We start from the raw sequence: 14835 nt of genomic DNA, 5'->3' as shown, positions 1-14835 counted from the left end.
GTGTTCAGGCGAAGCTCCATCCCGGCCGTCGCGGCCGGGGACGTTCCCGATGAGGCCTTTCTGCTCGACGTTCGCGAGGACGACGAGTGGGCGGCCGGCCACGCGCCGGGCGCCCTGCACGTGCCGATGATGGAGATCCCGGCGCGGATCGGCGACCTGCCCACCGATCGCGACGTGATCGTGGTCTGCCGCGTCGGCGGCCGCTCCGCGCAGGTGGTCGCGTTCCTGCAGCAGAACGGGCTGGACCGCTCGATCAATCTCGACGGCGGCATGCAGAGCTGGGCCGCGGCGGGCCGCGCCATGGTGAGCGAGGACGGCGGTGTTCCCCGGGTCGTCTGAGCCGCCGGATTCCTGGCGGCCGCTCGTCTTCGCGCATCGTGGCTCGTCGCACCGGCACGCGGAGCACACGCTGGACGCATACCTGCTCGCCATCGAGGAGGGCGCCGACGGCCTCGAGTGCGACGTGCGGCTCACCCGCGACGGCCACCTGGTGTGCCTGCACGACTCGCGCATCGACCGCACCAGCGACGGGCGCGGCCGGGTGAGCACCCAGACCCTCGCCGAGCTCGACCGCTTCGACTTCTCGTCCTGGCGCGCCGACCTGCCCGACTCGCCCGACGAGCTGATCCTCGACCGCTCCCAGGCCGACGACAGGTGGCGGGGCAGGCTGCTCACGCTCGACCGGCTGCTCGGGGTCGCGACCGACGCGGGGCGCCCGGTGCGTCTGCTCATCGAGACCAAGCACCCCGTGCGCTACGGCGGGGCGGTCGAGCTGGCGCTGGTGCAACTGCTGCGGCGGTACGGCCTGGATCGCCCCGATCCGGAGCGAGCCCTGCAGGTGAGCGTGATGTCGTTCTCGGCCAACGCCGTCAAGCGCATCCGGCAGCGGGCGCCGGGGCTGCCCACCGTGATGCTCATCGACGTCTGGTCGGTGCCGAGCCGCATCGGGTGGCTGCCGCCCGCCAGCTCGATCGGCGGGCCCGGGGTGCAGCTCCTGCGCGCCGCGCCGGAGCTCGTCGAGCGGCTGCACCGGCGCGGCTACCCGGTCTACGTCTGGACCGTCAACGAGCCGGACGAGGTCGACCTGGTGATGAAGCTTCGCGTCGACGGCATCATCTCCGACCGGCCGGCCTATGTGATCGAGCGCCTGCGCGAGGCCGGACACCGGCCCTGACCTAGGCTTTGACCACGGATTCGGGCTGACTTGAGTCGGACAAGTTTAACGTTCGACCTTTCGCGTCCGGCGGATGCGAGGCAGACTCGCACCATGGTCGATGCTGCCGCGGAAGTGTCCGGCGGCCTCGTCCCCGGCGGCGGCGTGTTCACCGGCCTGGCCGAGGTGACGGAGGCGCTGAACTCCGGCGGTGGCGGGCTTCCCGGCCTGCAGCGCTCGGTCGAGGTGGCGGCCGAGGTCACCGGGGCGGCCGGGGCGGCGTTCATCGAATACGCGGCCGACAGCGGTCGCGTGGTCGCGGCCGCCGGCGATCTCGAGTGGGCGCTCGGGCGCCCGATCGACCTCATTCACCCCGCGGTGCGCGCCCTGCTGCAGTTCGGCACGCGGGTGCGCGAGTTCCCGAGCAGCCTCATCGGCACCGCGGGCGGCCAGCAGCTCGACAGCCGGGGCCTGCACCGCGTGATGGCCTCCGAGGTCACCGCCAACGGCACCGGCGCCGGGGTGCTCTTCGTGAGCTACACCGACGCCGACGGGGCCGCCGACGAGCACCAGCGGGCCGCGCTGGGGTTTCTGGCGTCGTTCATCGCGCTGCAGTACGGCCTGGGCCGCGGCCTGCCCGTCTACACCGACGGACCGGCGGTCACCCCCGCGGCCGAGCCGTTCGCGCTGCTGGACCGCGAGCACCGGGTGCGCTCCTGGAACCCGCCCGCGGCCCTGCTGACCTCCCGGCCCGCCGAGACGGTGCTCGGGGAGCCGTGGCCGTTCCCCCTGCCGGCCGGCGACGCGACGATCGCCCACAAGCTGCCCTCGGGCGTCTGGATCGAGATCCGCACCGCCCGCGTGCCCGGCTCCGAGGACCTCTCGGTGTCGTTCCGGGCCCGCCCGGAGCAGCCGCCCGACGGCCGCGACCTGTTCATCGCGCTCACCGGCCACGAGCTGCGCACGCCGGTGACGGTGATCCGGGGGTACGCCGACACGCTCGTCGACCACTGGGAGTCCCTGCCCGAGGACGCCCGCCGCGAGGCCATCCAGGTCGTGGGGCAGCGCGCCCGTGAGCTCAGCCGGCTCGTGGACCGGCTGCTCAACGCGGTCGGCGACGACGGCTCCGGCGTCGAGTCGACCACCCTGCTCCCCTTCGACCTGGTGGAGTCGCTCGGCGCCGCGGTCGAGGAGCTCAACACCGACCAGCGCCGGCACCTGAGCGTGGATCTGCCCGCCGTCCTGCCCAAGACGAGGGGGGACCGGGCGAGTCTGGCCACCGTACTGGCGGAATTGGTGACAAATGCTGGTAAGTACTCCCCGAACTGGGTACAGATCGAGCTGACAGCGGGTGCCGACCCGCAGACGGTCTGGTTTCGTGTGTCCGACCGGGGTATCGGCATCAGGCCGGAGCACGTCGAGCGCGCCTTCGACCGGTTCTGGCAGTTGGAGACCGGCGACCAGCGCTCGAGCGGCGGGGTTGGCCTGGGCTTGTACCTGGTTCGCCGGATCGTCGAGCGTCAACATGGATGGGTATCATTACGACCACGTCGAGGGGGAGGGACCGTCGCCGAGGTGCGACTGCCCCGAGCTGACGCCGACGGCCCCGGGGAGGCTTGAGAGCGTGTCCACAACCGTCGCGGAACCGCGCGCCTGGTGTGTCGTGGTGCCCCACCACGCCCGCGGCGCCCACGTCGCCCGGCACCGCCTCGCCGACGAGCTCGACACCCTCGTCCCCGCCGACCGGCTCGACGACGCCATCGCGATCGCCGCGGAGCTGGTCGGCAACGCGGTCCGCCACGGCGCCCCGCTGCCCGGCGACGTCATCCGGGTCGCCTGGCGCCTCCTGGTCGACGGCACCCTGGAGATCCGCGTGACCGACGGCGGCTCGCCCGCCGGCCCGCAGATGCGCGTGGCCGGCCCCGACGCCATCGACGGCCGCGGCCTGACGATCGTGGCCGCCCTGTCCACCGGCTGGGGCGTCGAGCGCGACGGCCTCGGTCAATGCGTCTGGGCGACCCTCTGACCGTCCGATTTGCCGGATTTGTGGGACCTGCGGGGGTGAGTGATCGGCCGGTAGTGGGTGTGTCTGCGCGTCGCGGTGCGTGAAGGCCTAGGCTGGGTCGCCGTGAGCAAGCGTGCGAAGACCCCCCGTGGCCGCGCCGGCGGCGAGAAGCGCGAGAAGATCCGCGACGTGTACGTCGGCCGCCCGTTCCAGGGCCTGGCCGACGAGCCCGAGTGGGTCGCCCTGCGAGAGCTGGTGCCGGCCGCCTCGGCCCCGTTGAAGCTGTCGCCCGCGTTCGCCGAGAAGTACGGCGAGCGCCAGATCACCCTCGCGACCGTCCTGCCGATGGCGTGGCCGGCCATGACCAAGCCCGACGGGCGCGTGTTCATCGGGCTGCAGCGGCACGTGCAGTCCGGCGACGTCTCGCGCGACCTCGCCGTGGCGCTGCAGTGTGGCCTGGAGACCCCGAGCGGCCAGTCCGTCGACATCCCCGCCCTGCCCGGCCTCGGCGACCGCCTCCAGGACGTCATCGAGAACGCCCCGCTCGAGATCACGGTGCACACCGGCTTCGAGTTCTGGCTCGACGACAACGCCGCCGACGACCCCAACGTGCGCGCCTCGCTCGAGCGGGCCAACGCGAGCATCTTCCCGACCGTGAAGCTGGCCGCCGCCCCGGCCACCTACTGGTGCCAGGTCACCGACCGCTCGCACGTGCGCCTGGTGCTCGGCGACGACGAGGACCGCGCGCTGGACGCGCTGTCGCGCCTGTCGGCCGGCGGCGGGCTGCTGCTCGGCGACGACACCAAGTTCGCGGGCATGTTCCGCGCGCACGGGCTCCTCGCCCCGGTGTGGGACCTGCCGCTCGAGACCCCGGCCGAGCACTGGGAGACGCCGGTGGCGCAGTTCGCCAAGCGGTACCAGGAGGCGCTCGCGGTCACCGACCCGCTGACCTCCGCCGAGCGGCGGGCCAAGCAGGGTCTGATCGGGCGGCAGCAGCCCCTCCGCTAGGGCTTGCGGTCACGGCTGCCGATCGCGGTGGATCGGGGCGGACATGCAGCGCGGTCCGCCCCGCCCCGAGCCCAGCTCGGAGCCCGGGATGCGGATGACCTCGATGCCGTTGCGCTCCAGCTGCGCGTTGGTCTCGACGTTGCGCTCGTAGGCCACGCACAGCCGCGGGGCGATCGCGAGCGTGTTGTTGCCGTCGTCCCACTGCTCGCGCTCGGCCGTCACCGGGTCGAGGCCGGTGTCGATCACCCGCAGCGTGTCGATGCCCATCGCGGCGGCCGCGGCGGTGAGGAACGGGGCCGGGCCGGTGCACGACTCGGCCGTGACCGTCCAGGCCCGCAGGCTGGTGGCGACGTTGGGGTACATCACGACGGCGTCGACGTCGACCATGGTGCACACGGTGTCGAGGTGCATCGTGGCGCGCTCCTGGGCGATGGGCACGACCAGGACGGTGTGGGCCAGCCCCGCGGCGAAGCAGCGCCGGGCGAGCCGTTCGGCGCCCGCCGGGCGGGTCCGCTCGCCGACGCCGACCGCCAGCACGCCCGGGGCGAGCAGGAGCACGTCCCCGCCCTCCAGGTGCTCCAGGGACGGGTCATAGAGCAGTTCGGTGCCGGCGAACCGGGGATGGTGCCGATAGATCGCGTGCGTGAGGGTGGTCTCGCGGCTGCGTGCGTGCATGGCCAGGCTCGTGACGGCGACCCGCGGGCCGATCCACACGGATGAGTCCCGCGTGAACAGCAGGTTGGGCAGCGGGTCGATGACGAACTCGCCGGGCTCCATGAGCGCGTGCACCAGCCCGCCGTCGCGCCCGCCCAGGCCCAGCTCGGCCCGGCTCAGGCCGGCGACCAGCGTGGTGGCCAGCTCCGCGGGCGAGAGATCGGACAGGTGGGCCGCGACGTGGTCGCGCAGCGTGTCGCCGAGCCGGTAGTCGGCCAGCACCGCGGCGCTCACCTCGGCCCTCGCCGCCTCGATCGTGAGCGTCTCGGCGAGCAGTGTCGCCACGTAGAGCACCTCGACGCCGCGTGCGCGCAGTGCCGAGGCGAAAATGTCGTGCTCCTCCTGCGCGCGGCCGACCCACGGAATGCCGTCGAAGAGCAGCGAGTCGTTGTTGCGCGGCGTCAGCCGGGCCAGCTCCGCTCCCGGGCGGTGCAACAGGACCGTGACCAGGCGTCCGACCTCCGTGTCGACACTCATGGGGTCACCCTAACGGTCGATCCGATATCGTCTGGTTGTCGCTATGTGAAATTCATGAAGGGTCGTGAATGCGGCATTCATCCCAGTCACTCCATGTCATTCCGACCACTACATGATGCCGACGGTGGGGACCCTCACGTACGGTGTTTGGACACACACGCAACCGAAGCGGCGACATCGGAGGTGTGCGACATGACCGACGTCCTGTACCGCGGTCAAGATTCGCAGCCCGAAGGGTTCGAAGAACGCGTCATCGTCGACGCGGGCCGGCCGACCCCCATCGACTGGGTTCGAACTCGCAGGGCAGAGCGCGAGACGCGCCGGGAAGAGGCGGCGCACAGCCGTCAGTACCGCCGGATCGGCTCCCTCATCGGCCACCTCGGCGACGAGTGGCACGTGCTGGACCTCCGCGAGCTCGGCGGGGCCGAGCGCACCGGCTTCCTGGCGGTCGGGCCGGGCGGCGTCTTCGCCGTGACGGTCAAGGACCACGGACGCAGCCGGGTCGCGTTCGCCGGTGACGTGGTCCAGATCGACGGCAAGCGGCCGCGCTACGTCGAGGAGGCCCGCCGCGAGGCGCGCGCCGCCACCGAGGCGCTGTCGCGCAGCGCCGGGGTCTCGATCCCGGTGATGCCCGTCCTCGCGTTCGCCGGTAGCGGAAAAATCAGCTTCTACGGCGTGCCCAAGGGCTGCCTGGTCACCGCCTACCACGAGCTTCCGCGCGTGCTCAACGCCCGCGGGCAGCGGCTCGCGGCGGAGACCGTCGACAAGGTGTTCGACCTGGCCATGCACCCCGCGACCTGGTTCCAGCCGGGGTACGACGCGGTGGCCGAGGGCTACCGGTGGTACCGCGACGGCGAACAGGTGGGCACTGACAAGCGAGGTCACTCGGAGTAGCCTCTTCGAGGTGGCCGGACGCGATGCGATGAAGATTCACGATCGGGCTTGGTTGCCGGCTGCTCGCATTCGCACGACCGGTGCCTGAGGAGGCGCGGTGCCGCAGCACGTCGAATTCTCCATCTCCGATCTTCCCTCCGCGGAACCCGGCCTGGAGCGCTGGGGCTCGACCGTGGACGGCGCCGCCGAGGCCTGCCTGGTGATCGACTCCCAGCAGGTCGTGGTGGCGATGTCCGCGTCGTTCGAGCAGATGCTCGGCCTCACCCAGTCCCCGGTGAGCCGGCCCCTGCTCGCGGAGGACGGAGTGCTGCGACTGCTCGACTTCGCCGACGGCAAGCCGTTGGAGCAGACCGAGGTCGCCCGCATGCCCGTCGTGCTGGCGCTGGTCTCGGGCCGTCTCGCGCGCGGGCTGATCCGCATCGAGTGCGCCACCGGGCCGTGCACCTTCGACGCCATCGCCACGCCGCTGACCGAGGGCGGCAAGACGGTCGGGTCGCTGACCTTCTTCTCGCTGATCAACTGAGCTCACGGCCGGTGGCGGCACGGTCGGGTCGCTGACCTTCTTCTCGCTGATCAACTGAGCTCACGGCCGATGGCGGCGAGGCGTCGTCAATACGGAGTTACTGTCGTCACGGACGCCGCCACGGAGCGCGTTCAGACCGTAATCTCCTTGTCATGCTGGACCTTGCGCTCCTGCCGGGCGACTACGCGATCTGCCGTCTACCGGCCGGATCCGCCATGCCCGCCGGTTTCGCCGAGGCCGCGATGTCCGGCCGTGACGTCCTGTCGGTGACGTGGACGCCGGAGGAGGTGTCGATCCTCTGCCCGGCCGACCGGGTGCCCGCGGGCGCGACCGTCGAGACGCCGTGGCGCTGCCTGCGCGTGGCCGGACCGGTGCAGCTGGCGTTGACGGGCGTCCTCGCGTCGATCGTCTCGCCGCTGGCGGACGCGCGGGTGAACATCTTCGCCTTCTCGACCTTCGACACCGACTATCTGCTGGTCCCGGCCGTGCGGCTGAACGAGGCGCTGGCCGCTCTGGGCGCGGCCGGACACCGCGTGACCACCTGAGGTCCCAGTCAGCGTCGTTGATGCCTCGCGGCCGTCGATCCTGACCGGGGGCCGCTCCTTCCGGCCCCGCGCGGGCCCTCCTACGATGGGCGCATGCGAACCCCGGCGGCCCTGCTGGCGATCGTCGGCCTTGGATGCCTGTTGGCCGCCTGCCGGCACGAGGAGCCCCCGGCCGCGCCCACCGTGAAGCCGAGTCTGCTCAGCCAGGAGCCGCTCGTCCCGGTGCTGCCGCCGACCCCCGAGACCACCACGGCGCCGGCCGACCCCCGCACGTCGCCGAGCTCGAGCCCGAGCCCGACCGGGTTCCCCGAGACGCAGGTGAGCTACTGCAACGGCAAGCCGAGCGGGGCCCAGGTCCTCGCGGCGGTGCGCAAGGCGCGGCCGAACCTGCCCTCCGGGGGCGGCGTGAAGGTGCAGACGGAGCCGGTGTGCTCGGGCGTGTGGCAGTACACCATCCTGAGCGTCACCGACAGCGAGCCCTTGCGGGTGATCACGAAGGGCAGCCCGGCCTCGCTCACCGTCGTCACCGTCGGCACCGATCCGTGCACGGTCGAGGTGCGCGCGGCGGCTCCCATCGCATTCCTCGATGCGGTCGACTGCAACTGATCGGCATTAACTAGGCTGGTCGTATGCCTGGTGTGCCACCGACGCGGTTCGTGTTCCTGGGTCCGGAGGGCACCTTCTCCGAGCAGGCGCTCAAGACCATTCCGGCCGCCGAGCGCGGCGTGCTGAGCCCCGCCCGCAGCGTCCCCGAGTGCCTCGACGCGCTGCGCAGCGGCGACGCCGACGCGGCGCTCGTGCCGCTGGAGAACTCGATCGGCGGCCAGGTCGGCGTGACGCTCGACGAGCTGGCCAACGGGGAGCCGCTGGTGATCACCCGCGAGGTGGTCCTGCCGGTGCAGTTCGTGCTCGCGGCCCGCGAGGCCCGCCCGCTGGACGAGATCCGCTCGGTCGCGGCGCACCCGCAGGCCGGGACCCAGTGCCGCGACTGGCTGCGCGCGCACACGCCCAACGCGACCGTGGTCGACGTGCTGTCCAACGCGACGGCGGCGATCGGCGCGGCCGAGGGCGAGTTCGACGCGGCCGTCTGCGCGCAGATCGGGGCCGAGCGCTACCGGCTGCACATCCTGGCCACGGACATCGCCGACAACCCGGACGCGATGACGCGCTTCGCGCTCGTGTCCCGGCCCGGGCCGCCGCCCCCGCCGACCGGGGACGACCTCACGACGCTCGCGGTCTACATCGCCCACGACCGCGTCGGGGCGCTGCTGCAGGTGCTCACCGAGCTGTCGGTCCGGGGCATCAACCTCTCCCGGATCGAGTCCCGCCCGACGGGGGAGCGGCTGGGGCGGTACGTCTTCTTCCTCGACTGCGGCGGGCACGTCGCGGATCTGCAGATGGGGGAGGCGTTGCAGGCGCTGCGGCGGATCTGCGCCGACGTGCGCTTCCTGGGCTCCTATCCGCGGGCCCCGCACAGCGACCCGCCACCCCGGCCGGCCGCGGGGCTGTCCGACGCCGACTTCGCTGACGCCGCCTCCTGGCTGTCGCGGGTCCGGCTCGGCGAGACTTCCTAGGCCCCTTGCGCGAGGGCGCCGCGCCCTTGACGGGCGCGGCGCCGCGCGAGGTGCTGTCGTGCCGGGCTGGGGTCAGCCGCCGAGGACGTTGCCCAGCAGGCCGCCGCCGCTGCTGGACTGGGCCGGGGCCGGCTTGCCCTCGCTGGGCTGCACGATCACGAAGCCCTGGCCCTGCAGCGCCAGCTGGAAGAGCTCGCCGGAGCCGCCGCGCAGCATCGACTTGAGGCTCTGGTTCTTCTGGATGGTGGTCTGCAGGCTGCTCGACCAGCCCACGACCGCGTCGGTGTCGACGCAGACCGGCGCCTGCGGGGTCACCGGGATCACCAGCGGCGCGCCCTCGGAGACGATGGCGAGCCGGCCCTGGCCGGTGAAGACGCAGTTGAACAGGCCGCCGCCGAACATCCCGGCGCCGCGGACCATCTGGATGTCGTAGCGCAGCGACGGGTCGAAGCACAGCACGTTGCGGCCGTTGATCGACAGGGCGTCGTTGGGCTCGATGTCCAGGATGAAGCAGTCGGCCGCCCCGGAGGCGAACCAGACCTCGCCCTGGCCGCGGACCGACATGAGGGATACGCCCTCGCCGGTGACCGCGCGCTTGAGGAAGTTGCCGACGCCCTGGCTCTTGACCTCGAATCCGAGGTTGCCACGGAACGCGATCATCGCGCCCTGGCGGGCCAGGACCTCGCCGTTGACGGCGTACTTGACGCACTTGGAGTGCTGCAGACTCATGCCTGCCTGGGTAGGGGCTTGGGCCATGTTCTCGGCCTTGAAGATGTCACCTCGCACGACGGGCAGCGTAGCGAACGACAACGGCCCCGCGACCTGCTGGTCTCGGAGCCGTTGCGCACTTGCCGCTTTGCTGCCGCCGCGTCCGCGGTCGGCCTTCATGCCTCCGCGGCGGTCTTGTCCGCCCTGCTGTCGTCCGCCGTCCGCCGTCCGCCTTCATGCCTCCGCGGCGGTTTTGTCCGCCCTGTCGCGTCGCGGTCGCGTTCAGTCGCCGAGCAGTCCGCCGAGGACGCCGCCGCTCTGCTGCTGGCGCTGGCCCGCGCCGGGCGGGGGCTCCTCGGAGGGCTGCACGACCACGAAGCCCTGGCCGGCGAAGCTCATCGTGAACGCCTCGCCGGTGGAGCGGCCGATCAGCGTGCCCAGGCCGATCTGGTCGGCGCGGTGGTAACCGGTCTGCAGGCTCGCCGACCAGCAGATCGCGGCCTGCGGGTCGACGTAGGTGGGCTGGTCGACGGTGAGCACGACCGGCGTGCCCTTGGTCGTGATCGCGAGCCGGCCGCGGCCGGTGAAGACGCAGTTGAAGAGGCCGGCCGAGGACATCATGCCCATGCCCTGGACCATCTTGATGTCGTACTGCAGCGAGCTCTCGAAGGCGAGCACGTTCGCGCCGTTGATCGAGATCGCGTCGCCCTGGTCGAGGTCGATGAGGTGTACGTCCGCCGCCCGATCGGCGAAGAACACGTCCCCGCGGCCCGAGACCGACATCAGCGGCACGCCCTCGCCGGTCAGCTTGGACTTGAGCCACTTGCCCATGCCGCCCGAGCCGAGCGCCTTGAACTGCACCTGCCCCTGGTAGGCGACCATCGCCCCCTGGCGGGCCATGATCTCGCCGTTGAGCTCGGCCTTGAGCAGCTTGGAGTTCTGCAGCCGCAGGCCGGGCTGCTGCGACTCCTTCTCCATGTTTTCGGCGGCGAACAGCGCACTGCGCATCGTGGTCGTCCTCTCAAGACGTACTTTGAACCGCACAGTGACGGTAGATGGTTGGCGCAAGGTCGGCCACCGCTCGCCGGGCTCCGTCGGCCATCAGTCCCAGCCCAGGGCGTGCAGCCGCTCGTCGGAGATGCCGAAGTGGTGCGCGATCTCGTGCACCACCGTGATAGCGACCTCGTCCACCACGTCATCCTCATCGTCACAGATCGCGAGGATCGGTTTGCGGAAAATCGAGATCCGGTCCGGCAGCACGCCGGCGTAGTCCCATCCGCGCTCGGTCAGCGCGTGCCCCTCGTAGAGCCCCAGCAGGTCCGGATCCTCCGGGGGCGCGTCGTCGACGACCAGGATCACCACGTTGTCCATGAGATCGAGCAGCTCCTCGGGCACCTCGTCGAGGGCCTCCCCGACGAGTTCCTCGAAGCGCTCCTTGCTCATCTGCACCGGCATGCGAAGAGGGTCCCCGAAATCGGGGACCCTCTCAAGAACGTTTGCGCAAAGGCTCAGACAAGCTGAGCGTCGAGCGTGATCTCGACGGCCGCGAGGGCCTTGGAGATCGGGCAGCCGGCCTTGGCGTCCTGGGCCTGCTTCTCGAACTCGGCGGCGTCGATGCCGGGCACGTCGCCACGGGTCGTCAGGTCGATCCGGGTGATGGCGAAGCCGCCCTCGACCGCACCGAACTGCACCGCCGCGGACGTCTCGACCGACGTCGGCGTGAAACCAGCCTTGGCGAGGCCGTTGGACAGCGCCATCGAGTAGCACGCGGCGTGCGCGGCCGCCACGAGCTCCTCGGGGTTGGTGCCCTTGCCCTCTTCGAAACGGGACGGGAACGAGTAGTTGCCCTGGAAGGTGCCCGAACCGGTGGAGACCGTGCCGGAGCCGGACCGGAGGTCTCCCTCCCAGCGGGCAGATGAAGTGCGAGTAGGCATGAACCAGACGCTAGCCCATCGCGTGTCCCTCGTGGGACGAGCCCGGCACCCGGACGGGAGGAAAGCCGATGGGACGCATGGCGCTGTTCGGCCTGGTCGGCGGATGCGCGTCCAGCTTCCTGCCGTGGGCTCGTGTCGCTGCCGCTGCTGACCTCGCCCGCGGATTGAACTGCGGCGGGGCACGCGGCGCCTTCGCCGGGCCGGCCTGGTGCGGCGCGCCGGTCGGCCCCGGCATCGCGACATCTGGACGCCGCCACGCTCCCACCCCGGTCACGCGACAGGCCGTACGATGCGGGGCATGCCTGAGCAGCCCAGCTCCATGCCGGAGATCCTCGCGCCCGTGCCCGGGGAACCGCCGAGGGCGACCGCCGCGGCACCGGTCGAGGAGCGGCGCCGGCCGAACGTGTTCGCGCTCGGGCTGCTGGCGGTGGGGTTCGGGTTGGCGATCTCGGCGCAGTACATGCCCTGGGGGTCGTTCACGCTCGGCTCCCGGTCGGGCACGACGGACGAGGAGTTCGTGCTCGTGCCGGGGGCGGCGACGCAGCGGTCGGTCGACGTGCCGCTGACGTACCTCAGCGCCGCCCACGTCACCGTCTACCTCCTCACGCTCGCCGGCGCCCTGACCGCACTGGCCGTGCTCCTGGCGGTGCGCGGCGCCGGGGCGCGCCGGGTGGCGAGCGCGGTCGCCGGCGGTCTGCTCGCCGCGAACCTGCTGGTGCTGGTCGGGTTCAAGACGGTCATCGACCACATGGGCAACTCCGATTTCTCGTTCCTGCTCGTGGCCAACCCGCAGACGAAGACCGGGCCGGGGTACCCGCTGGCCTTCGCCGCCCTCGTCATGCTGGCCGCGGCGCTCGTGCTCGCGGTGCGGCCGGTGTCGGCGGGGTCCCGCCGCGGTGTCGATGAGCCTCGCGGCGGTGAGCCGCTGGAGCTCACGGTGACTCCCGTGCCGACGACGTTGCAGTAGACGTTCGGTCCGGCGGCGTGGCCGGTGTCGGCGGGGTCCCGCCGCGGTGTGCCGCTGGAGCTCACGGTGACTCCCGTGCCGACGACGTTGCAGTAGACGTTCGGTCCGGCGGCGTGGCCGGTGTCGGCGGGGTCCCGCCGCGGTGTGCCGCTGGAGCTCACGGTGACCCCCGTACCGACGACGTTTCAGTAAACGTTCGGTCGAGTTTTATTCGCAGCCTGTCACCGGTCGGGATCCGAGAGGTACGGTTGCTGCCCCGCTCAAGCGGAAGGAGCAGCAACAATGCGCGGTTCGAGCCTTCCCAAGCTGATCGCGACCGACCTCGACGGCACCCTGGTGCGCAGCGACGAGACGGTAAGCCCGTACACGCGTGAGGTCCTCGAGCGCGTCAGAGCGGCCGGCATCCACGTCGTCGGCGCGACGGGCCGCGGCCCTCGGCTCACCGAGCTCGTGCGCCACGACATCCCGGCCGCGGACTTCCTGGTCATGGGCGGTGGGAGCCGGGTGCTGGACCTGCGCGACCCCGAGCACCCGATCATCCTGCGCGACGAGCGGCTCGACGGCGAGGTGCTCGCCGACGTGCTGGCCCTCCTCGAGCGGGAGCTCGGCACGCTGTCGGTGCTCGTCGAGGCCGGCGACCACCACGAGGCTCCGCTGTGGGGCGACACCGACCCGAACTGGCGCTACGACGCCGTCGAGGCCCGGGTGCGCGCCGAGTGCCTGACCGGCCCGGTGATCAAGGGCTTCGCACGCCACCCCGCGTGCGACGTCGACGACCTGCTCGCCACCGCGCAGCGGCTCATCCCGCCCGACATGGCCACCGTGACGCAGGCCGGCCTCGGATACATCGAGATCTGCCCGCCCGGCGTCGACAAGGCCACCGGGCTCATGATCGTGGCCACCGCGCTCGGCGTCGACCCCGGCGACGTGCTCGTCTTCGGCGACATGCCCAACGACATCCCGATGTTCCGGTGGGCCGGGTTCGGCCGGGTCGCCGTCGGCAACGCCCACCCTCGGCTGCGCGCGATCGCCGACGAGACGACGCTCACCAACGACGAGGACGGCGTGGCGACGTACCTCGACGCCATGCTGAAGCTGTGACACGGACCGCCTCCGACGGCGTGACGGTGACGCACCTCGACGCCATGTTGAAGCTGTGGCACGGACCGCCTCCGACGGCGTGACGGTGACGTACCTGGACGTCGGGTTGCCACTGCGACACGGACCGCTGACGAGACGCCGCTCACCGTGGACGGCGTCACGCCCCGTCGCGACGCTATGTTGAACTCGTGAGACTGGTCGCGACGGATCTCGACGGCACGCTGGTTCGCCACGACCGCACGGTGAGCCCGCGCACGGTCGCGGCCTTCCGGCGCCTGCACGACTCCGGCGTCGCGATCGTCCTCGTGACGGGGCGCCCGATCCGCTGGATCTTCCCCGTGTACTCCCAGCTGAACGTCCCCGCCCTCGCCATCTGCGCCAACGGCGCCGCGACCTACGACCCGGCCACCGACACCATCGTGCACAGCGAGCCGCTCGCGGCCGACGTCCTGGCCGAGGCCTGCGCGCGGCTGCGGGCCGAGGTGCCCGGAGTGGTCTTCGCCGTCGAGCGCGACGGGGGCCGGCAGATGCGCCACGAGCCCGGCTTCCCGGTCGGCCCGTGGGAGGCCGATCACGAGTCCGTCGGCCCGTGCACCCCCGAGGAGCTGCTGACCCGCCCGGCCGCGAAGCTGCTGGTGCGCGCCGGGGTGCAGTCGCCCGACGAGTTCACGGCCCGGGTCGGCGCATGCCTGGCCGGGCTCGCGGAGGCGACGAACTCGTCATCCAGCGGGATGGTGGAGGTGTCGGCCGCGGGGGTGACGAAGGCCTCGGCGCTCGCGCTGGTGGCCCGGACGCACTCGGTGGAGGCGGCGGACGTGATCGCGTTCGGCGACATGCCCAACGACCTGCCGATGCTGACGTGGGCGGGCCGCGGCGTGGCGATGGCGAACGGGCACCCCATGGTGCGGGCGGCGGCGTCGGACGTGACGAAGTACAGCAACGAGGACGACGGCGTCGCCGAATACCTCGAGCGCATTTTCAGCTTCTGACCCGCGCTCGGGTCCCGTTCGCCCCGGCTGCACGGCCGCTTTGCCGGGCGCTGCTGGTTCGGCGCTTTGCTGGTTCCGCAGCGCCCGGACTCGTGCGGAGCTTTACGGCGGCCCATCGGTATGCGACCGGTGCTGCGGTGCGCCGGTGCGCCTCGCTGCTCGCTGTGCGGGCTCAGCACTCGCGGCTTCCGCGCCGCCGTGGATGCGCGTCTTCAAGCCCTACCGAAGGCCGGCCACTTTTCC

General features: G+C 71.8%; 18 protein-coding genes. 13 read left to right on the top strand and 5 right to left on the bottom strand.

The genetic code is table 11. From position 1 onward, the window contains the following. From ACQP1P_RS46770 to ACQP1P_RS46750, 5 genes are all read left to right on the top strand, one after another. On the top strand, window positions 1-339 hold the full coding sequence (locus ACQP1P_RS46770) for a rhodanese-like domain-containing protein (protein ID WP_433081669.1): 339 nt from the start codon (window positions 1-3) through the stop codon (window positions 337-339). Then, a complete protein-coding gene (locus tag ACQP1P_RS46765) occupies window positions 320-1174 on the top strand; it encodes a glycerophosphodiester phosphodiesterase (protein WP_433081667.1) in 855 nt (284 codons plus the stop codon). Before ACQP1P_RS46770 ends, ACQP1P_RS46765 begins: the two co-directional genes overlap by 20 nt. Before the next feature lie 93 nt (window positions 1175-1267). Further along, a complete protein-coding gene (locus tag ACQP1P_RS46760) occupies window positions 1268-2773 on the top strand; it encodes an ATP-binding protein (RefSeq protein WP_433081665.1) in 1506 nt (501 codons plus the stop codon). A gap of 4 nt (window positions 2774-2777) precedes the next feature. After that, window positions 2778-3179, top strand: coding sequence for an ATP-binding protein (locus ACQP1P_RS46755; RefSeq protein ID WP_433081663.1), 402 nt, complete (start codon window positions 2778-2780; stop codon window positions 3177-3179). 102 nt (window positions 3180-3281) lie between these two features. Then, a complete protein-coding gene (locus ACQP1P_RS46750) occupies window positions 3282-4166 on the top strand; it encodes a DUF5926 family protein (RefSeq protein WP_433081661.1) in 885 nt (294 codons plus the stop codon). A 9-nt stretch (window positions 4167-4175) separates the two neighbouring features. On the opposite strand, the gene ACQP1P_RS46745 is transcribed toward ACQP1P_RS46750, so the two are convergent. After that, entirely contained in the window at window positions 4176-5357 is a 1182-nt protein-coding gene (locus tag ACQP1P_RS46745) for an arginine deiminase (RefSeq protein ID WP_433081659.1), read from the bottom strand. A 192-nt stretch (window positions 5358-5549) separates the two neighbouring features. On the opposite strand from ACQP1P_RS46745, the gene ACQP1P_RS46740 reads away from it, so the two are divergent. The 5 genes from ACQP1P_RS46740 to pheA all read left to right on the top strand — a co-directional run bounded on the left by ACQP1P_RS46740 (window position 5550) and on the right by pheA (window position 8893). After that, window positions 5550-6251 (top strand): hypothetical protein, encoded by a 702-nt coding sequence (locus ACQP1P_RS46740; protein ID WP_433081657.1) that lies wholly within the window; start codon window positions 5550-5552, stop codon window positions 6249-6251. Between the two features lie 97 nt (window positions 6252-6348). Next, window positions 6349-6774 carry a hypothetical protein gene (locus ACQP1P_RS46735; RefSeq protein WP_433081655.1) on the top strand — a complete coding sequence of 142 codons (426 nt, stop codon included), beginning with the start codon at window positions 6349-6351 and terminating at the stop codon, window positions 6772-6774. Between the two features lie 152 nt (window positions 6775-6926). Next, complete coding sequence (locus tag ACQP1P_RS46730) at window positions 6927-7319, top strand: ACT domain-containing protein (protein ID WP_433081653.1); 393 nt, start codon at window positions 6927-6929, stop codon at window positions 7317-7319. 93 nt (window positions 7320-7412) lie between these two features. Continuing rightward, window positions 7413-7925 carry a hypothetical protein gene (locus ACQP1P_RS46725; RefSeq protein ID WP_433081651.1) on the top strand — a complete coding sequence of 171 codons (513 nt, stop codon included), beginning with the start codon at window positions 7413-7415 and terminating at the stop codon, window positions 7923-7925. A 23-nt stretch (window positions 7926-7948) separates the two neighbouring features. Then, on the top strand, window positions 7949-8893 hold the full coding sequence (pheA, locus tag ACQP1P_RS46720) for a prephenate dehydratase (protein ID WP_433081649.1): 945 nt from the start codon (window positions 7949-7951) through the stop codon (window positions 8891-8893). Between the two features lie 72 nt (window positions 8894-8965). Here the strand turns inward: pheA and ACQP1P_RS46715 are convergent, their stop codons facing one another. The 4 genes from ACQP1P_RS46715 to ACQP1P_RS46700 form a co-directional block, all read right to left on the bottom strand. Next, entirely contained in the window at window positions 8966-9622 is a 657-nt protein-coding gene (locus tag ACQP1P_RS46715; RefSeq protein WP_433081647.1) for an AIM24 family protein, read from the bottom strand. Window positions 9623-9883: 261 nt separating this feature from the next. Next, complete coding sequence (locus tag ACQP1P_RS46710) at window positions 9884-10609, bottom strand: AIM24 family protein (protein ID WP_433081645.1); 726 nt, start codon at window positions 10607-10609, stop codon at window positions 9884-9886. A gap of 93 nt (window positions 10610-10702) precedes the next feature. After that, a complete protein-coding gene (locus ACQP1P_RS46705) occupies window positions 10703-11050 on the bottom strand; it encodes a metallopeptidase family protein (RefSeq protein ID WP_350614045.1) in 348 nt (115 codons plus the stop codon). A 59-nt stretch (window positions 11051-11109) separates the two neighbouring features. After that, window positions 11110-11535, bottom strand: a complete 426-nt coding sequence (locus ACQP1P_RS46700) for an OsmC family protein (RefSeq protein WP_350613861.1) — start codon at window positions 11533-11535, stop codon at window positions 11110-11112. 298 nt (window positions 11536-11833) lie between these two features. Here ACQP1P_RS46700 and ACQP1P_RS46695 point away from each other — a divergent pair, with 298 nt between their 5' ends. The 3 genes from ACQP1P_RS46695 to ACQP1P_RS46685 all read left to right on the top strand — a co-directional run bounded on the left by ACQP1P_RS46695 (window position 11834) and on the right by ACQP1P_RS46685 (window position 14592). Further along, window positions 11834-12502, top strand: coding sequence for a hypothetical protein (locus tag ACQP1P_RS46695; RefSeq protein WP_433081643.1), 669 nt, complete (start codon window positions 11834-11836; stop codon window positions 12500-12502). Window positions 12503-12784: 282 nt separating this feature from the next. Beyond that, complete coding sequence (locus ACQP1P_RS46690) at window positions 12785-13603, top strand: HAD hydrolase family protein (protein ID WP_433081641.1); 819 nt, start codon at window positions 12785-12787, stop codon at window positions 13601-13603. 188 nt (window positions 13604-13791) lie between these two features. Further along, window positions 13792-14592 (top strand): HAD family hydrolase, encoded by an 801-nt coding sequence (locus tag ACQP1P_RS46685; protein WP_433081639.1) that lies wholly within the window; start codon window positions 13792-13794, stop codon window positions 14590-14592. Window positions 14593-14835 lie beyond the last annotated feature (243 nt).

It is taken from the genome of Dactylosporangium sp. CA-052675 (assembly GCF_050947935.1).
In the GTDB taxonomy this organism is placed as follows: Bacteria; Actinomycetota; Actinomycetes; order Mycobacteriales; family Micromonosporaceae; genus Dactylosporangium.
Note: the sequence above shows the minus strand (reverse complement) of the source record. Positions and strands in the feature narration are given on the sequence as shown.